This window comes from Paenibacillus sp. FSL R5-0701 (genome assembly GCF_037973995.1).
Lineage (GTDB): Bacteria > Bacillota > Bacilli > Paenibacillales > Paenibacillaceae > Paenibacillus.
This window is the reverse complement of sequence record NZ_CP150230.1, coordinates 1,355,885-1,372,070: the sequence shown is the minus strand read 5'-3', so window position 1 is coordinate 1,372,070 and position 16,186 is coordinate 1,355,885. Positions and strand designations below refer to the sequence as shown.

The 16,186-nt window shown below is 43.8% G+C and carries 13 protein-coding genes and 1 pseudogene; 4 read left to right on the top strand and 10 right to left on the bottom strand.

Going from position 1 to position 16,186, the window contains the following annotated elements; translation table 11 throughout:
• Positions 1-86 precede the first annotated feature (86 nt).
• The 6 genes and pseudogenes from MKZ13_RS06135 to MKZ13_RS06110 form a co-directional block, all read right to left on the bottom strand.
• Positions 87-821: pseudogene (locus MKZ13_RS06135) on the bottom strand (response regulator transcription factor).
• Positions 822-839: 18 nt separating this feature from the next.
• Complete coding sequence (locus tag MKZ13_RS06130) at positions 840-2,507, bottom strand: GAF domain-containing sensor histidine kinase (protein WP_339182607.1); 1,668 nt, start codon at positions 2,505-2,507, stop codon at positions 840-842.
• A gap of 119 nt (positions 2,508-2,626) precedes the next feature.
• A complete protein-coding gene (locus MKZ13_RS06125; protein WP_339182605.1) occupies positions 2,627-3,124 on the bottom strand; it encodes a protein-export chaperone SecB in 498 nt (165 codons plus the stop codon).
• 26 nt (positions 3,125-3,150) lie between these two features.
• Entirely contained in the window at positions 3,151-3,423 is a 273-nt protein-coding gene (locus tag MKZ13_RS06120) for a hypothetical protein (protein WP_339182603.1), read from the bottom strand.
• A gap of 6 nt (positions 3,424-3,429) precedes the next feature.
• Entirely contained in the window at positions 3,430-4,041 is a 612-nt protein-coding gene (locus MKZ13_RS06115) for a hypothetical protein (RefSeq protein WP_339182601.1), read from the bottom strand.
• Positions 4,042-4,230: 189 nt separating this feature from the next.
• Entirely contained in the window at positions 4,231-4,713 is a 483-nt protein-coding gene (locus MKZ13_RS06110; protein WP_017690187.1) for an ArpU family phage packaging/lysis transcriptional regulator, read from the bottom strand.
• Positions 4,714-5,640: 927 nt separating this feature from the next.
• Between MKZ13_RS06110 and MKZ13_RS06105 the strand changes: the two genes are divergently transcribed.
• The 3 genes from MKZ13_RS06105 to MKZ13_RS06095 all read left to right on the top strand — a co-directional run bounded on the left by MKZ13_RS06105 (position 5,641) and on the right by MKZ13_RS06095 (position 8,516).
• Complete coding sequence (locus MKZ13_RS06105) at positions 5,641-6,084, top strand: helix-turn-helix domain-containing protein (protein WP_082219000.1); 444 nt, start codon at positions 5,641-5,643, stop codon at positions 6,082-6,084.
• Between the two features lie 42 nt (positions 6,085-6,126).
• Complete coding sequence (locus MKZ13_RS06100; protein WP_017690190.1) at positions 6,127-6,543, top strand: ImmA/IrrE family metallo-endopeptidase; 417 nt, start codon at positions 6,127-6,129, stop codon at positions 6,541-6,543.
• A 173-nt stretch (positions 6,544-6,716) separates the two neighbouring features.
• The gene (locus MKZ13_RS06095; protein WP_221819069.1) at positions 6,717-8,516 is read left to right on the top strand and encodes a 5'-nucleotidase C-terminal domain-containing protein; all 1,800 of its coding nucleotides are present in this window, start codon (positions 6,717-6,719) and stop codon (positions 8,514-8,516) included.
• 600 nt (positions 8,517-9,116) lie between these two features.
• Here MKZ13_RS06095 and MKZ13_RS06090 read toward each other — a convergent pair.
• Together MKZ13_RS06090 and MKZ13_RS06085 are read right to left on the bottom strand one after the other, a co-directional pair.
• On the bottom strand, positions 9,117-10,901 hold the full coding sequence (locus MKZ13_RS06090) for a proline--tRNA ligase (RefSeq protein ID WP_339182597.1): 1,785 nt from the start codon (positions 10,899-10,901) through the stop codon (positions 9,117-9,119).
• Between the two features lie 369 nt (positions 10,902-11,270).
• Positions 11,271-13,217: an FAD-dependent oxidoreductase gene (locus MKZ13_RS06085; RefSeq protein ID WP_260632574.1), complete on the bottom strand. Its 1,947-nt coding sequence runs from the start codon at positions 13,215-13,217 to the stop codon at positions 11,271-11,273.
• Between the two features lie 378 nt (positions 13,218-13,595).
• Here MKZ13_RS06085 and MKZ13_RS06080 point away from each other — a divergent pair, with 378 nt between their 5' ends.
• A complete protein-coding gene (locus MKZ13_RS06080; RefSeq protein ID WP_221819067.1) occupies positions 13,596-14,267 on the top strand; it encodes a 3'-5' exonuclease in 672 nt (223 codons plus the stop codon).
• 57 nt (positions 14,268-14,324) lie between these two features.
• Here the strand turns inward: MKZ13_RS06080 and MKZ13_RS06075 are convergent, their stop codons facing one another.
• Positions 14,325-15,296, bottom strand: a complete 972-nt coding sequence (locus MKZ13_RS06075) for a WYL domain-containing protein (protein WP_076209866.1) — start codon at positions 15,294-15,296, stop codon at positions 14,325-14,327.
• A gap of 150 nt (positions 15,297-15,446) precedes the next feature.
• The gene (locus MKZ13_RS06070) at positions 15,447-16,151 is read right to left on the bottom strand and encodes a hypothetical protein (RefSeq protein WP_221819066.1); all 705 of its coding nucleotides are present in this window, start codon (positions 16,149-16,151) and stop codon (positions 15,447-15,449) included.
• Between the last annotated feature and the right edge of the window lie 35 nt (positions 16,152-16,186).

Sequence of the window (16,186 nt, the reverse complement as noted above, 5' to 3'; positions counted from 1 at the left end):
GCAGATAGACTTAACTTGAAATACCAAAAAACTCAACCTTTAGGTTGAGTTTATACGACTTAAGTATGAACATATGTCGGAATTGCTCAGACGACCCAGCCATTTCTTACGGCATGAAGAGCCGCTTGCGTCCGATCCGCCAGTCCCAGTTTGTCGAGCAGATGACTGACATGTGTTTTGACCGTTTTTTCGGTGATGACCAATTGAACTGCAATTTCCTTGTTGCTCAATCCTTGAGCAATCAACCCCAAAACCTCTTGTTCACGGCGAGTGAGCATATCCGGACCACCAAGGGATGTTTCATTTGATTTTCCAACCTGCTTCAGCTCTTGAAGTTGACTGTCTGCTGACTGATCTGTCGGTATATCCTGTGGTTACTGTTCATTTATAGACCAATCGGATGAAGCCATCACATGCATCAATTGACCTGCTGCGGCAGGATGCAATTCTACCTGACCTGCATGCACATTGCGAATGGCCACAGCCAGATCCTCCGGTTCAATATCCTTGAGTAGATACCCCTTCACCCCTGCACGTACAGCAGGAACCACATGATCCTGATCCGAAAACGAGGTGAGCACAATGATTCGCGTTGCTGGCATTAATGCACGCAATCGTCTGGCTGTTTCAATTCCGTCCATGACCGGCATATGCAGATCCATTAATACCACGTCAGGTTTTAACGCTTCCGCCTGCGCCAGTGCTTCCTGCCCGTTCGATGCTTCACCGACAACCTCCATGTCTTGCTGTGTGGTCAAAAAAACGTGCAAACCTCGTCTCACCATCGCATGATCATCTGCGAGCAAAATCGTAATCGGCATCTCTTCTTCCCCCTGACTTTATACAGATTCGAACGGAAGTGGAATGACTGCCGTTACTGTTGTTCCCTTACGGGAAGAACTCACTATTTCTAAGCTACCCCCGAGCGATTGAGCCCGTTCCTTCATAATGGACAGGCCAAGGGAGCTTCCAGACGAGGCTTTTGGCCTTTCCGTACCACCTTTTCCCTGATCTGTGACGGTGAGCACCACTTCATGATCACTTAATTTGAGGGTGACCTCAGCAGAAGGAACATCCGCGTGTTTCCGTACATTATTCAGCGCTTCTTGTCCGATTCGCCACAATGCTTCTTCTATATTACGCGGTAAAGACATCATTCCCGTCCGATTCATCACCACTTGAAGACCCTGGCTGGTGCCGTATTCCTGTAGCGCATGGAGCAGCCCAGCTTCCAGTCCCGCGGGACGGAGCTGCATAATCAATGCGCGCATTTCCTTGAGAGCCGACTGAGACAAAGCCCGAATATCCTTCATCGCTTCCGCAGCCGGGTGTAACTTCTCGGAGTCGGATAACATACTTTCCGCGCCTTTAGCCGTTAATGATAGTGAGAATAAAATCTGATTAACCGAATCATGCAGATCGCGAGCCAACCGGTTTCTCTCTTCCATTCGTGCAAGTTCGCGGCGATTCTCCGCCAGCTTCAGACTCTCCCATGAGGCCGCAATATGTTCGGCCAGTGCCTCCAGCACCTCACGATCCGCCTGCGCAGGACCTGATGTTCCTATTCCGATCACCAGAATTCCCTTTTCCCCTGGCGTATGGTATGGAAGGGGAGCGGCAATTCCGGAGGCAATGGAATTCGTATTCTGGTCAGGCTTGCACAGGGTAAATATCTCAGTGATCTCTGTCCCAGACAGAGATGTTACACGATGACTATTGATTATATGGTTAATCTGGCTCGTCACTTCGGAAGATAACGGAGTACTTGATAACGTTCGAACCGTATCATTTGCATAGGCTGCCTGCAGAATGAACATTCCATTTCTCTGCTGAATAATGGTAGCGAAAGGCCAATCATACTGCTGCCCAAGCAACTGTACAACTTTTAAAGAAAAAGCATCCGAATTGTTGCATTCGTTCACTGCAAGACCCAAAGCCGTGCTGAACTCCCCCAGCTTGGCATACAGATCAGCTCGTCGCTGCTCCGCACGATACAATCTCATCCGCTCTATCGCACTACCAATCTGGTACGCCACGCCCTGTAACAGCGCCAGTTCACTGTCGCTGAAATGTTCCTTGGCTGGCGCAGCCACATTGAGCAGGCCGAGCATCTTCTCACCTGACCTTAACGGGACGGTTGCATGATGGGTAATATCATGGGTATCTCCCCATTGGAATTCCACCGCATCCTCCAGCCGTTTACAGTTAATGATGTTGACCACATGATTGAGCTGACCATCCTTAAAGCGGTTCACACACCAGCAGGTACCCGTTCGCATGGGCTCTTTATTTTTACGCAGTAATGCCGGGGGCAGATTGTAATCCGAAACACAGGTATATTCTCCACGTTCATTAATCAGAAACATCCAGCCTGCCGTTAATCCGGTCAACTCCAGTAATTTGCCGACCACGGTATCCAGCATTAAGTTCAGATCATTGGACGTATTGAGCGTTTCTGCGATTGTCTTCAATGTGACCATTTCCTGCATTCCGACTTCTTCCGACATGGCAGACTTCTCTCCATATTTATAAAATTTTAATTTCAATGAATAAATGCATCTACTTCAACAAACAAAAAAAAGGTATCTGCTGTTATTAGCAAATACCGTTTGTCATTTTTTGAAAACTAATCTTTATCAGCATATTGTTCGGAATTAAGTATTAACTCATTTATATCTTGAGATTCAATGAATTGGTGAAAATTAATAGTAGGTAGAATAATAGGATTATGATTACTTTTACTCGTAACATCAGTCAAAACTGATCTAAGATAAGGAAATAACACAGCACATCCATTTGTAAGAAAAAATCTGCGTCTATCATCAAAACCAAAATTATCTTTGTTATCATTCTTGCTGTTGAATGAGTAGAATCCACGTAATACAACTTCTGTCATAAACGGCACTCTCTCTTCCTCATCAAAACCTATTCTTGTGCCAATTAAAATATTAAAATAATTCTCGTCTTCTTCCCTACTGGTTTTTGGCTCCTGTTCAACAAGTTGTACCAAGAATTCTGGCGATATACTTATATTCAAATTTCTCTCATCTGGTCCAATTTGCTTATGCTCATAATTTAGCTTTTCAAGCCTAAATCCATGAAATTTAATTATACCTTCTATCATTCTATTAACACCCCATTATCAAACTATTACGCAACAAAAGGAATCTCTATTTCATTAGAAAACTTATTTTTCAAATTTATACTAACATTGATATCATTACTCCAATTAACTTCATTCTTATATCGAGTCCATGTATCTTCAGGAGGACTAACATTAAATATGTTGTTCATATCCTCAAACGTTATTTTTTTTACAGTTCCATCTTCTTGAAGAACTGTAGGATAATCACTGTTCAAATCATATCCAAGACCATATCTTCCGGCAGTTTCTTTGATTAATTCTTGAATAGTTTTGTCCATTGTGAATCATCTCCAATCAAATTTAATCTTTGGTTTTATCGGATACTTATCACTAGGGTATTCAACACTTACAATTTTTATACATGAATCAGATGTAACACAAATTTGACGTTCTTTGTAGTGAACATTTAACTTGAAAATTTCAGAATTGAAACGTTTGGTGTCCACACTGCTGTATGAGGGAGATCTATCAGTATGTTCAAAGGTTTTTATAACAACCTGAAAACCATAAATTGAAACAAGTAAATCTAAAATAAAACATCGATTCCTATGTTCATCTGAAGAAAAACCCACTGTTTTCAAATGATCTCTAAGCTCATAAATTCCAGAATAGAACTTATCAACGCCATCTATAGAATCTAAATCAAGGACAAGATCTAATTGTGATGTTATTTCTGCAGTTATAAGAGCCAATTTAGTGCCCTTTCCCTTTTTTCGAAAATCACTCTCACTATTTTTAGTTATGAACCAATGAGCAAGTTTCGGATCATCATAAAAATATACTCCTTGACCTAGCCAATGATTATTTCTATTGACAGTTGAAAATCCTTCTTCACTTATATACTCTATTACTTCAGAAAACGTGCCATGGTAACCAAGAATTCGAAAATCACTCAATAGTAATACACCTTTCTAGGTATTATATCGGTCTACTAGTTATAATGCTATATAAGATATTTTTTAAAATTGCAAGGACTTACGCATATAAATAGAATAACACAATATTTTGGAGAATTATACCACGAAGATTTAATTAAATGATAATGAAGACATTTGTCCTCTATCATTACTAATGAATACTCTCGCTCAGCCCAGCTTCTGTCGCTCTTTGCGGGATACAGACAAAGGCTCCATATTAATCAGACCTCGATCTGACAGTGCCAGCGCCATTTTGTAGAAAGCACGTGTACGAATCTTCGTATACGTATCCTTGCTGACAGGTGGATCAAACACATGGTTATACACCTTATAGTCAAACACATCATCGTCTTTCAAATATCGTTCACAGACGAGTACACGTTCCTTTTCACTCAGCCGGGACACTACAAAATCAATCGTATCGCAGTATGCCTGACGCGCGCGCTGCACGTCCACATTGTAGATCGCCGTTCTCGCCGTGGAATCCCCCGTCACATTGGTTGCACCGTGGAAACGCTCGGCATAACTTGCCGTCACCATAACCTCTCGTTCTTCAAATGCAATGGTTTTATAAATTCGGTATTTTTCCAGCGCAGCTTCAACAGCTGTTTGCGTTTTGCGTCGGTCCAATTCGGGCAGCATCAATTCCATAATCATTTTCCTCCTTCAGTATTCGCTATAGAATGAAAGTCTAGTAGCTTCGCATATTCACTCTGATGATAGAACAAGCTTCCGATGCAGCTTTCTTTCAGAAAACTTTCAACTCCGCTTCTTCAGGTTATTTCTGTCCTCTACGTTTCCGTTCAACTTATATACTCAAACATTCAAGCATCTCATCTGTAGCACTTTTATTTCTCAGTTCATATCAATCACTCTATCGTTCACATGATATTGCTTTGCCATCGTTTTTTTGAACGATAGCAAAAGACTCTTATTCATAGAGTTGTCCAGTTCTCCAAAAAAGTAACGACAATTCTTCAATTTTCCCTGTTGCCTTTTGGAATCAATCCAAATCCCTATATTTCGCAGAATTCCATTGTTCGGAAGGTACTCCACCAAACTCTAACCTGTATCAAGTTTACATTTTGTTCGTATAGTGTTCGCATTTCTATTTGAGGATACCACTTTCTGGAGATCAGAGTAAACCTCCATTTTGGTTCGTTTTGACGATAAAATAAAACCTTCGCTCTCATTTCCTATGCCTTTTGGCATAATTGTTTCATATCTCTTTACCTAATGGTATATATACGTTATAGTACTGTTTAATTAATGAACTTCCGTATAAGTCATTTGATTTTTAATATTAAGAAGTTCCCCTTCTCCTTAATGCCGCTAAGGTACATATCAAGCGCATACGTAGTGAAGGAGACGGAATCGATTCTGAAGAAGCGAAGCGTTCGCCTTTATCAACGGATTTCACCCTTTAGGAAAGGGAAACAGGAAATCCGGGGATAACAGCGATCAAAAGAACGATCCGAATCCGGAACGGCGCACCCGCAGAGGGTTTAGGAGTTGTCGCATTCAAGTTTCTTCTTAATATTAATTCAAGTACTTGTACGAATCGAAGGAGTTGGCATAATTGTGGAGCACGCTTTTGGTCCTTATATGAAACAACTGCGCGAGCAGCAGGGATACAGCATCAATCAGCTCGCCGAAGCAGCCGGAATAAGCAACTCACAGATTTCACGTATTGAGAATGGGGTCCGGGGTGTGCCGAAACCAGCGACCATTCGCAAGATTTCAGACGCACTCTCGGTGCCCTATACAGAGATGATGAAGCAGGCCGGTTATATTGAACCAGGGAGTGCTGCTGAACTTCAGGACGTACCGGAATGGGCTACATACAAAGACCGTCGTGATTTCAAAAAGATGCTGGAAGACGATGATGATCTGATGTTTGACGGCATTCCACTCGATGAAGAGGACAAGAAACGAATCAAGGATGTGCTGACAGGTCTGTTCTGGGAAGCCAAACAGATGAACAAACGCAAAAAGACAGACGAATCGGACAATCGCCCATGAGGCATGACCCACTGAATTTAATGAAGCAGCAGGTGAGATCATATGGATGACATCGTAACAAAGCTGATTCGCAAACACCGGACCAACTGCCCGTTCAGCATTGCCCGCGCGGTTGGAATACAGATTCGTTTCACCAATTTGGGGAAGTCCACCAAGGGACTGTACTTTCGCAAGCTCCGGCGCAGGTTTATCGTCATACACAATGATTTGCCGCCGGAATGGCAGCGGTTCGTGTGCGCACATGAGCTTGGTCATGATCGGCTTCATAAAGGAATCAATCGATTCTTTCTGGAGGAACATTCCTATTTTGCTCCAGGCAAGCTGGAGAGACAGGCCAATCGTTTTGCCATTCAATTGCTAACCTCCGGAGTGATGCCTGAACCGGATGAATCTTTGGAGAAATTTTGTTTACGTACCGGACTGCCGCGTGAAGCGCAGCATTTTTTTTACACTCTTTAAGAACATATGTTCCTTCCGAAGATTATATTATCCAACAGCAGATTTCACATGTAACTTTCAGGTTAGCTATTTTTACGTAATTCGCGAGATTTCCTAATAATAGTCTGTTAAAATACTACGTGAGCTGTGTAAACGCTCAAGTAGATTATTAATTGGGGAGGTTTCGGATTCATATGAAAATCTGGAAGAATTACGTTTCACTTCTGCTAACGGTCTGTTTGCTGTTTAGCAGTGTAGGTATTGCCGCGGCTGCAACGGATACTACTCCGGGCACAGGCAAACACATTACCATTCTACATACAAATGATACGCATGCTCGTGCAGTTGAATCTTCACCTGCTATGGGTTTTGCCAAAGTAGCTGGAATCGCTGACAAATATCGCAGCGAAAACCCAAACACGCTCCTGCTTGATGCTGGAGATGCTGTACATGGTACAACTTTTGCCACTCTCGTGAATGGTGAGAGCATCGTGAAAGTCATGAATGAAATGGGCTACCAGGCCATCGTACCGGGTAACCACGAATTCAACTATGGTTCGGATCGCTTGATCGAACTGGCAGACATGATGAATTTCCCAATGATTAGTGCCAACGTGAAGAAAAAGGACGGAACTCGTCTCTTCGATCCTTACCTGATTGAAGAAATTGATGGTGTAAAGGTTGGAATCATTGCCCTGTCCACACCTGAAACGATGTACAAAACGAATCCGAAAAACGTAGCAGGTCTAGATATTACAGACCCATCTGCAGAGGCTAAAGTTCTAGTGAACGAGATCCGCAGCAAAGTAGATGTTGTGGTGGTATTGGGACACCTTGGACAAGATGCGTCCAGCACAGATACTAGTTTAAAAGTCGTTAAAGAAGTTCCTGGCATCGATGTATTCATTGATGGTCACAGCCACACCATACTGCAGGACGGTCTTGTGTCCGATAACGGAACGTTGATCGCAAGTGCAGGAGAATACACTAACTACGTAGGTGTCATCGACCTGTGGGTAGATGGTGGTAAAGTAACGAAGAAACAAGCAACATTAATTGATGAAACTGCAGCAAAAGACATCAAACCAAATGAGAAAGTCGCAGCTCTCGTGAACTCCATTCAAAAAGAACAAGAGCCTATTTTGAAAGAAGAAGTAGCCAACACAGCCATTCTACTGGATGGTAAGCGTGAACAGGTACGTGCAGGTGAAACCAACCTGGGTGACCTGCTTGCAGATGCCATTCGTGATGTCAGCAACGCTGATATTGCACTGACTAACGGTGGTGGTATCCGTGCTTCCATTGAAAAGGGTATCGTAACCAAAGGTGATGTTATCACAGTGCTTCCTTTTGGTAATCAAGTGGTAACCCTTGAAGTGAAAGGGTCTGATATTCTGGCAGCCCTTGAAGTTGGTGTAGCTTCCTACCCGGAACCAAGCGGTGGATTCCCGCAAGTATCTGGAATCAAGTTCAAAATCGACACTTCCGCTGCAGAAGGTAGCCGTGTACATTCCGTAACCGTTGGCGATAAAGCCCTTGATCCGAAAGCAACATATACACTGGCAACCAATGATTTCACAGCTGTTGGTGGTGACGAATACACCATGTTTGCCAAATATCCAACTACGGGTATGTATGGCGCATTGGATGAAGCATTGATCAACTACATGCAAAAGCTTGGCGCTGTAGACATCAAAACAGATGGTCGATTCAGTGAAGCGAAAAAAACTGCAGTAGAGCCGGAAACTCCGGTAACAGAAACACCAGCTCCAACCAAGCCAAAACCAGAAACACCAAAACCGGAAAAACCGTCTAAACCAACACCAAGTAAACCAGCTCCAGCCAAACTGCATGTTGTGAAATCCGGAGATTCCCTGTACTCTATCTCCAAACAATACGGCACAACTTGGCAGGCATTGCAGAAGCTGAATAATATCAAAAATCCACACTGGATTTATCCAGGTCAACAATTGAAATTGCCTGCAGCTTCTTAAGCTCAGCAAAGCAAAGTGCATATAGGCATGATCGCTTATATGGCGCAACAACATAACGAATCTATCTTGTCATACCAAAAGGGTGTCCCCCAAACCAGATTACTGGTTAAGGGGACACCCTTTCGTATGTCAGTTCTTAAACATCCATCCACATCAGAGACTTCAACATTTCCTGTGGACATATCCTGCTGATCCTGACAATCATCTGAGGCAAAAATAAATCCCAGCGCAGCCTTTACGGACCAACTTTATCATGTAACTTCGACACCGAACTATATAAAAACTCTCCGGAATGACCGTGTTCATGCGGTTATTGTACATTTAATTTCGACATGTCTGTCTTCTCAACATTGCATACTTGCACATAGATCCGCCTGAGTAGGATCATCTTCAAATCCTAAATCATAAAACCATTTGCATACTAAATACATAGATCCAAATATAGTTATTTCGTATGATATCACTCATAAAATCCTGCCAAATTGCATGCCTATAGCCCTCTTTTTCATGCTCAGATTGGAATTTCAGCAATCAAAATCATCTACCGCATCATATTCGGTACTATTATATGAACTCATATAATTAGAAGATCCCCTGAATTTAGGAAGTGAGCTGTTCCTTCACATAACGTACAGCTTCCTGAGCCATTAACCCGATTCGTTTCGATTCACCTGATGCTGCAAGTGCGTGTGATCCCAGTTCGACCTGTCCTTCTGCTGCTCCTCTGCCAATGACGATCTGCACAGGCAATCCGATCAGCTCCGCATCCTTGAATTTCACACCCGGACGTTCATCCCGATCATCAACCAATACAGTGAATCCGCCATTGATCAATTGTTGTTCCAGTTCGAGAGTGAGCTGACGCTGCTGCTCATCCTTCCAACTTACTGTAATCAGATGCACATTATAAGGCGCAACAGCAACAGGCCATTTTATGCCATCATCTCCTGCATACTGTTCGGCTATCGCAGCCATCAGGCGGGATACGCCAATGCCGTAACATCCCATGACTGGCGCACACTGGCGACCATTACGATCCAGGAATGAAGCACCCATGGCATCACTATATTTCGTTCCCAATTTGAAAATATGTCCAACCTCAATACCTTTGGTAAACACAAGTGGTGATCCACATGTTGGACAAGTATCCCCTTCCGCAGCAAAGCGAATTCGTTCTACTCGCTCCAATGCAAAATCAATACCTGGGCGTACGCCGGAAACGTGTACATCCAGTTCATTGGCTCCTGTAATTGCACTCTTCATCACTGACACGTCAGCGTCTACCACCATCGGCAGATTTAGTCCAATCGGACCCAGGAATCCTACCTTCAGATTTGGATGTGCCGCAATGGCTGCATCGTCTGCAAGGATCAGTTCCTCTGCCCCCAACGCCTGTTTCAATGCGATGTCATTCAGTTCATGATCTCCACGCACAAGCGCAGCGACGAGCTGACCATCCGCTACATAAAGCAGCGTTTTGATCATATGTTCAGCACCTTTGCCCACAAAAGTGCTTAACTCAGCGATCGTACGAACGCCAGGTGTCGAGATGTGTACTACGTTTTCCGCTTCCGAATGTTCATCCGCTTGAAGCGCGGAGTCTGCACTCGCAGAGTCGGCTGGAACTTCCAAGCTTCCTTCTGTTTTCTCCATATCTCCAGAAGTCTGATAATCCGCTTTCTCCAGATTTGCAGCATATCCACAATGTTTGCAGGTTACAATCGTGTCCTCACCCACGTCAGCAAGAGCCATGAACTCGTGCGTTTCACCTTGACCGCCAATCGTTCCCGCGTCCGCCTCAACACGGATATAGTCCAGACCACAACGCTCCAGAATGCGACTATACGCCGTGTTCATCGCCTGATAAGTACGATCAAGCTCTTCCCAGTCCGAAGCAAAAGAGTACGCATCCTTCATGATGAACTCACGTCCACGTAGCAATCCAAATCGAGGACGACGTTCATCCCTGAACTTGGTTCCGATCTGGTACAGGGTGAATGGCAACTTCCGATACGAGTTCACTTCATCCCGTGCTAAAGCGGTTACGACTTCCTCATGTGTTGGTCCAAGAGCAAATTCCCGTGCATGACGATCCTTCAGACGCATCAATTCAGGACCATACTGTGTGTACCTTCCGGATTCTTCCCACAACTCCGCAGGCTGCATAATCGGCAGCAATACTTCCTGACACCCCGCACGATCCATCTCTTCTCGAACAATACGTTCAACGTTCAACAATATCCGCCGTCCGAGGGGCAGATAACTGTAAATTCCCGACGCCAATTGACGAATCATACCGGAACGCAGTAACCAGCGATGTCCCGCCGCATCTGCCTCCGCTGGCGCTTCACGTAAGGTTGGAACAAGCATTTCACTTTGACGCATCTGAACACTCTCCTAATTTTCCTTTTTTGTTATCAAAATACGGCGCATAAACAGCAAAAAGACACATCCGTCAAGGGACGAATGTGTCGTGGTACCACCCTTGTTTAACTGCAAATTAATCCGTTCGCAACCTATGCGATCTGTGACCTGCAGTCCTACGGGGCGTAACGGGCCCTGCCGGCGGAGGTTGCAACCCTGGATGGGCATTCTCTTCCGCAGCTCGCGAGGTAGGAATTATGAAGCAGCTACAGGAACCTTGCACCACACTGTTCCCTCTCTGTTGAAGCTGGCTTGCACAATCATGTCCTCGTTATAACGCTGTTCTCATTTTTGACCACATTAGTTCATTTACAAGTAATTGTCAACCAATTAGTCGAATACAACTCCTGAATAATACTCCACTACATCACGAATGAGCATAAACGCATCCCCATTGGTAAGTTTGTTCTTGTCAGCAATGCCAGCAAGCGTGTCGTCACTTATAAAGTTTTGCGTTTGCAATTGAGCAAGTGCCTGTTCAAGTGAAGTTTCCGTTTCTGAAGATCCCATTGCCAGACATAACATATACGCAGCCTGATCCAACGTTAAAGGTAGGGTTAAGGCATTCTCCATATTTGCTAGAGCTTGGTCGGCACTGCCTGTGTAGGCTTCTGGAAACATCGCTTGCATTCTTTTCAATTTACTTAAAAATCGTTCTGGATTCATTCCTTTATCCAGTTCCCAACCATCGTTATTATAATTGCCTGAAGTCATATACATACTCGCTGCAGCCAATAATCCCCTGTAATCCTTATGCTCCATATAATCAGGCTGCTCGAAACGATGTACTTTCAGATCCATCCCCTGATTCTCCAGCATCTTACGTAGTTCAGATGCTCGCTCTTCAGAAGTTGAGAGTTCGCGGAAGGACTCCTTATGCATATATGCCAGCTTGACCGCCGCTCCTGCTGCTTCTCCCTCTGCCATTCCCAGTGGGACAACTCTTGCACTACCGTGTGGGATGGTATCATAACTTGCTGCACGTCCAACGACGAGCAAACCGTCAACCTTTAGCGGTACAAGCGAGCGAAAGGGTACACCATATTGAATCGGACTCAACATAATCGTGCCGGGATTTCCAACACTCGTGCTCTGAATATCAATATCGTATGAACCGTATCCAATGGCATCCCAATGATCACGATTTTCCATGACATCAGCTAATGTTAATCGGTACTCGCCATAGATATGACGTGACTCCCTCACGTAAAGCTCGTCTGCTGTTCCAGCATATTGTAACCCTGCAAATTCATCATAATTTTTCTTCAGAAAATCAACAATTAGTGGGGCTTCTTTACGCCCGATTTCCAGACCTTTTTTCACAGATATCGGATCTAACGGATCTACCCCAAAGATCTGCATTGTATTAATCAAGATTGTATCATCATTTTGTCTTCCGATATTCAGACTGCGAATCTTAATATGTTGTGGATTGGAGGATTCATATTTTCTAGCATCACCGTACCCCCAAGCACTCATCTTATCAACCCCGGTTCCCTCTCTTTCCCTGAATTTTTGCCATACCTCATCAGTAACACCGCTTAACTTGAATACAAGCGTAGAGACCATTTTGGATTTACCATCTCCAATATCTTGTCTGCCTATGGAATATGGAACCCCTGCAGCGGCTGCAATATCCGCATCTTGCGTTGCATCAATGATGGAGCGGGTTGAGATCTGAACAGTTGTTCCATCTTCTTTAGTTATACTCATACCCGTTATTGTTGTGTGATCTCCCGTAGATTGTTCAGTAAGGGGAACTAATTCCTTAGCATTCATCAACAGGTCAATATTAGGTTCGGAACGAACCATCCGATAGAACATGTTAGCCGCTGTATTGGTATCAAATGAACTACCCTCGATCTGGTCAAACCATTCCTGGAAAATGCCTTTGTTCAAAAAGTCAGGCTGCCGCAAACTACTCAATAACTGCGGTTGTTCAGGGGAATAATTTAGATCCAGCGTATTAAGGCCTCCCTCGGTCAACAATCCTCCCAACATGTTGCGATCTCTTGCTTCCACCAGCAATACACGCATCCCATTACGAGCAGCTGATAAGGCAGCAGTAATACCTTCCGGATCCGTTCCAGCTACAATCACGTTATAGGAATCTTTCAGGTTTAGTGTAGATTGCACGTCCTCCAAAGGCTGCCATACATAATTATTATTAAATTTATAATTTTTGTTCCAGATATAGAATGCACCATATGCAGCGCCAATTAACACAATAAACACACTAGCTGTAATTGCTGTTATTTTCAATTTTCTACTAATCAAAGAAACAAACCTCCATATGTACTTTAAATTCAATAATACTAACTCGTGAACTAGTTTTCCTATGTTATACCAACAACCGACTAACCTTTTCTCCTTTCCTGCATGAGCATGCTATACATAATAAAAAACTCCCCAACACTTTAACGGTGTTAGGAAGTTTTGATAATAAGACGGAAAATTCTACTATTATGTTACCATAAATACAAACAAAATATAGGAAAGTCCCTAACTTTCCTCATTATAATGACCACTTTTTGACTCTTCGTTCATCCTGACTATAATGAATTCTCTAGCGATGGCTGACATGGCAGCACGTTCCCTGTAATATAGAGAAATAGAAATCTATCACAGGTATTAATCGATAAAGGAGCTTGTCCTATGCCATATATCATATATGATCTTGAATTCACGGTAAGCCGCAATACTCGCTATTCTTCTGAAATTATTGATATCGGTGCTGTCAAAGTTACGGAAAGTGCCGATGGATTGGTCGTAACGGATACGTTCCATACGTATGTTCGTCCTTCCAACAAGTCCGTGCTGTCCACTGACACGATTCAATTTACAGGTATCACGCAGAAAGATATTGATGCAGCCCCTCTTTTCCCGGCAGCACTGAACCAATTCATTGCCTGGATGGGAAGTGACCCCTATTACATGTGTTCCTGGGGACCCGATGACCGCAGCAAACTGATCTCTCATTGTCGTACCCATGAACTTGATGTGGCCTGGATCACCAATCATAACGATCTCCAGCAACAGTGGTCCCGCACCGTCCGCAAAGAAGGCAAATTCCGTCAACTCGGACTCGCTCAGGCTCTTGAAATCTGCGGAATCGAATTTGATGGTACCCAGCACCGTGCCTTGGATGATGCCATCAATACAGCAAAGGTATTTATGCATCAATTTGACCGATTCACGCTCGAAAACAACTGTGCAGCCGATGATGAGGGCATTACATCCAAGGTTGTCTATTCCAGCTCCACAGAAGATGAAGAGAAAGAATCACCTTTTGGCAATCTGGCAAGCCTTTTCAAAACCAAAGAGTAACTGTCCAAAGCACAGTACTTAATCGTGTTTTGCCTTAGGATGGATGGCATTCTAATCTCAACTTTTATTGTACATTTGTTGCCAATCATTCAGACGTTCTTTCATCTTGATGCGGCAGATCTCCGGTTCGAGGATTTCCGCATCAGGTCCATATTTAGATATCCATACGAGAAATTCGTCAACATCACTTAATATGGCTTCAAATAACAGGCTACCTTCCGGTTCAATGGTTAGGATCGGTCGCATAAAAAATTGCTCCTGCATCACACGCTCCACAGCATGGGGTGCAAATCGAATTTTGAACGCTGTCCACTCCGTACTTCCCTCGTATGCCCAAGGAATGCGGAAATGCGATTGTATGAGATGATCCTCTTTGCGAAACGTGCGTGGCAATATTCGTATCCTCTGCAGCCGACTTACCTGAAAGATTCGAAGTTTCTCCGACAGGTGACAATATGCTAACAGTTCAAATCTGTACTCGCGAGGGATAAGACAGTAAGGATCTATGCGTACGATCCCTTTTTTACCTTGAGACAGATATTCCCCTTCAATGGTGTTCTGTGAAATGCCAGCCTGAAGCAGGGGAATTAGAGATTGATTCTGTGGATCATTTCTCTCATTTTGCCATGCAGGCAACCCCAGTTTAAACAAACTACTAATATGCTCCGACCATTCCACTCGTTCTGTTTTGTTTTTCTGACTCGCAGCAACCACTTTCTCATAAGCGCTCTCAAAAGCAGGTTTCAGCAAAGGACGAATATTCTCCATAACTTCAGCAAGATGCATGAAAGCTTGGGCTTCTTCATCAGACCAATTTAGCGGATACATGGCAAATTGGCTGATAAACATGTACCCTTGCCCGTGTCCCATATTGGCGATCGGGATATGCATTGCACTGAGGGCCTCCATGTCGCGGTATATCGTCCTTTCCGTCGTCTCGCATCGCTCGGCAAGCTCACGTGCCAGAATACCTGGCTTGGCCTGTACCAGCGTTATAATGCGCATTAATCGGATTAGTCGGTCTGTCATTTTGCCGGACCCTCCACGATGTTGTTTCAATAAATTTGATACAACTCCATCCATTGTTTAATATGATATTGATACATACATTCGACCTTCTCCTAAACTTCACCTTCAAATATGTAGACTCACTCTAACCGTTACCATTTGAAATCAACCCTATTCCCCTAATATCTTTTTTTCACGATCATGATATCCGGTTGTAAACGTGATCTCGTAGTGATAACGTAGCTTTTCGACGATCTCGGCTTCCGCGTAATAGTCCAGATCCTGTTTCCGTGCAGCTTCAATTAACAATGCATCTGCATGACGACGCAACATATTGTTTCCCTCTTGAACCCGTCCTCTTTCGTAAGCGCGCAGGGCTTGTTTGATCAAGGGCACCGTTTCACTTAATTTGATCGTTTTCTCCACCTTGGGATCTTCGGGCTGTCGCAACATGCCCAGATGACTGGTGTACTGAATATACAACTGTTCTCTTCGTAACAATACACGTTGACTTTGTTTCAACTTCCTTGTGCTCCAATAGGCTGAACATACGGCAGCTTTTCCTGATGCACGGGGTCCCATGACGAATTCAAGCAAAATTTGCTTGCTTTCCCCCTTGTACATATCGCCAAGCCTCAGTACCCAGCCAATATCCGTTTCTTTGGAGCGACATCCATAGATACCTTTTAGCTGTACTCCATATTCCGGTTTGAGCAAAAGTTCCAAATCTCTTGATACAATTTTGGGTGCTATTTTCCTAAGTCTTTTGGCAGGGGCACCGTTACGCCACTCTACCATCATATATACGGGGTCGGCTCCCCCTGTCGGTATGGCCTCTTTATTCCACGAATAAGATACTTCAAAGACTGAGTTCACTGGTAGTCTCTCCCCCGATTTATATGTATTATCTT

Excerpts from the sequence above, each read along its gene's own strand:
- MKZ13_RS06120 (WP_339182603.1), bottom strand. The coding sequence starts at position 3,423 with ATGGACAAAACTATTCAAGAATTAATCAAAGAAACTGCCGGAAGATAT.
- MKZ13_RS06090 (WP_339182597.1), bottom strand. The coding sequence starts at position 10,901 with ATGCGTCAAAGTGAAATGCTTGTTCCAACCTTACGTGAAGCGCCAGCG.
- MKZ13_RS06095 (WP_221819069.1), top strand. The coding sequence starts at position 6,717 with ATGAAAATCTGGAAGAATTACGTTTCACTTCTGCTAACGGTCTGTTTG.
- MKZ13_RS06080 (WP_221819067.1), top strand. The coding sequence starts at position 13,596 with ATGCCATATATCATATATGATCTTGAATTCACGGTAAGCCGCAATACT.
- MKZ13_RS06100 (WP_017690190.1), top strand. The coding sequence starts at position 6,127 with ATGGATGACATCGTAACAAAGCTGATTCGCAAACACCGGACCAACTGC.
- MKZ13_RS06125 (WP_339182605.1), bottom strand. The coding sequence starts at position 3,124 with ATGATAGAAGGTATAATTAAATTTCATGGATTTAGGCTTGAAAAGCTA.
- MKZ13_RS06110 (WP_017690187.1), bottom strand. The coding sequence starts at position 4,713 with ATGGAATTGATGCTGCCCGAATTGGACCGACGCAAAACGCAAACAGCT.
- MKZ13_RS06075 (WP_076209866.1), bottom strand. The coding sequence starts at position 15,296 with ATGACAGACCGACTAATCCGATTAATGCGCATTATAACGCTGGTACAG.
- MKZ13_RS06130 (WP_339182607.1), bottom strand. The coding sequence starts at position 2,507 with ATGTCGGAAGAAGTCGGAATGCAGGAAATGGTCACATTGAAGACAATC.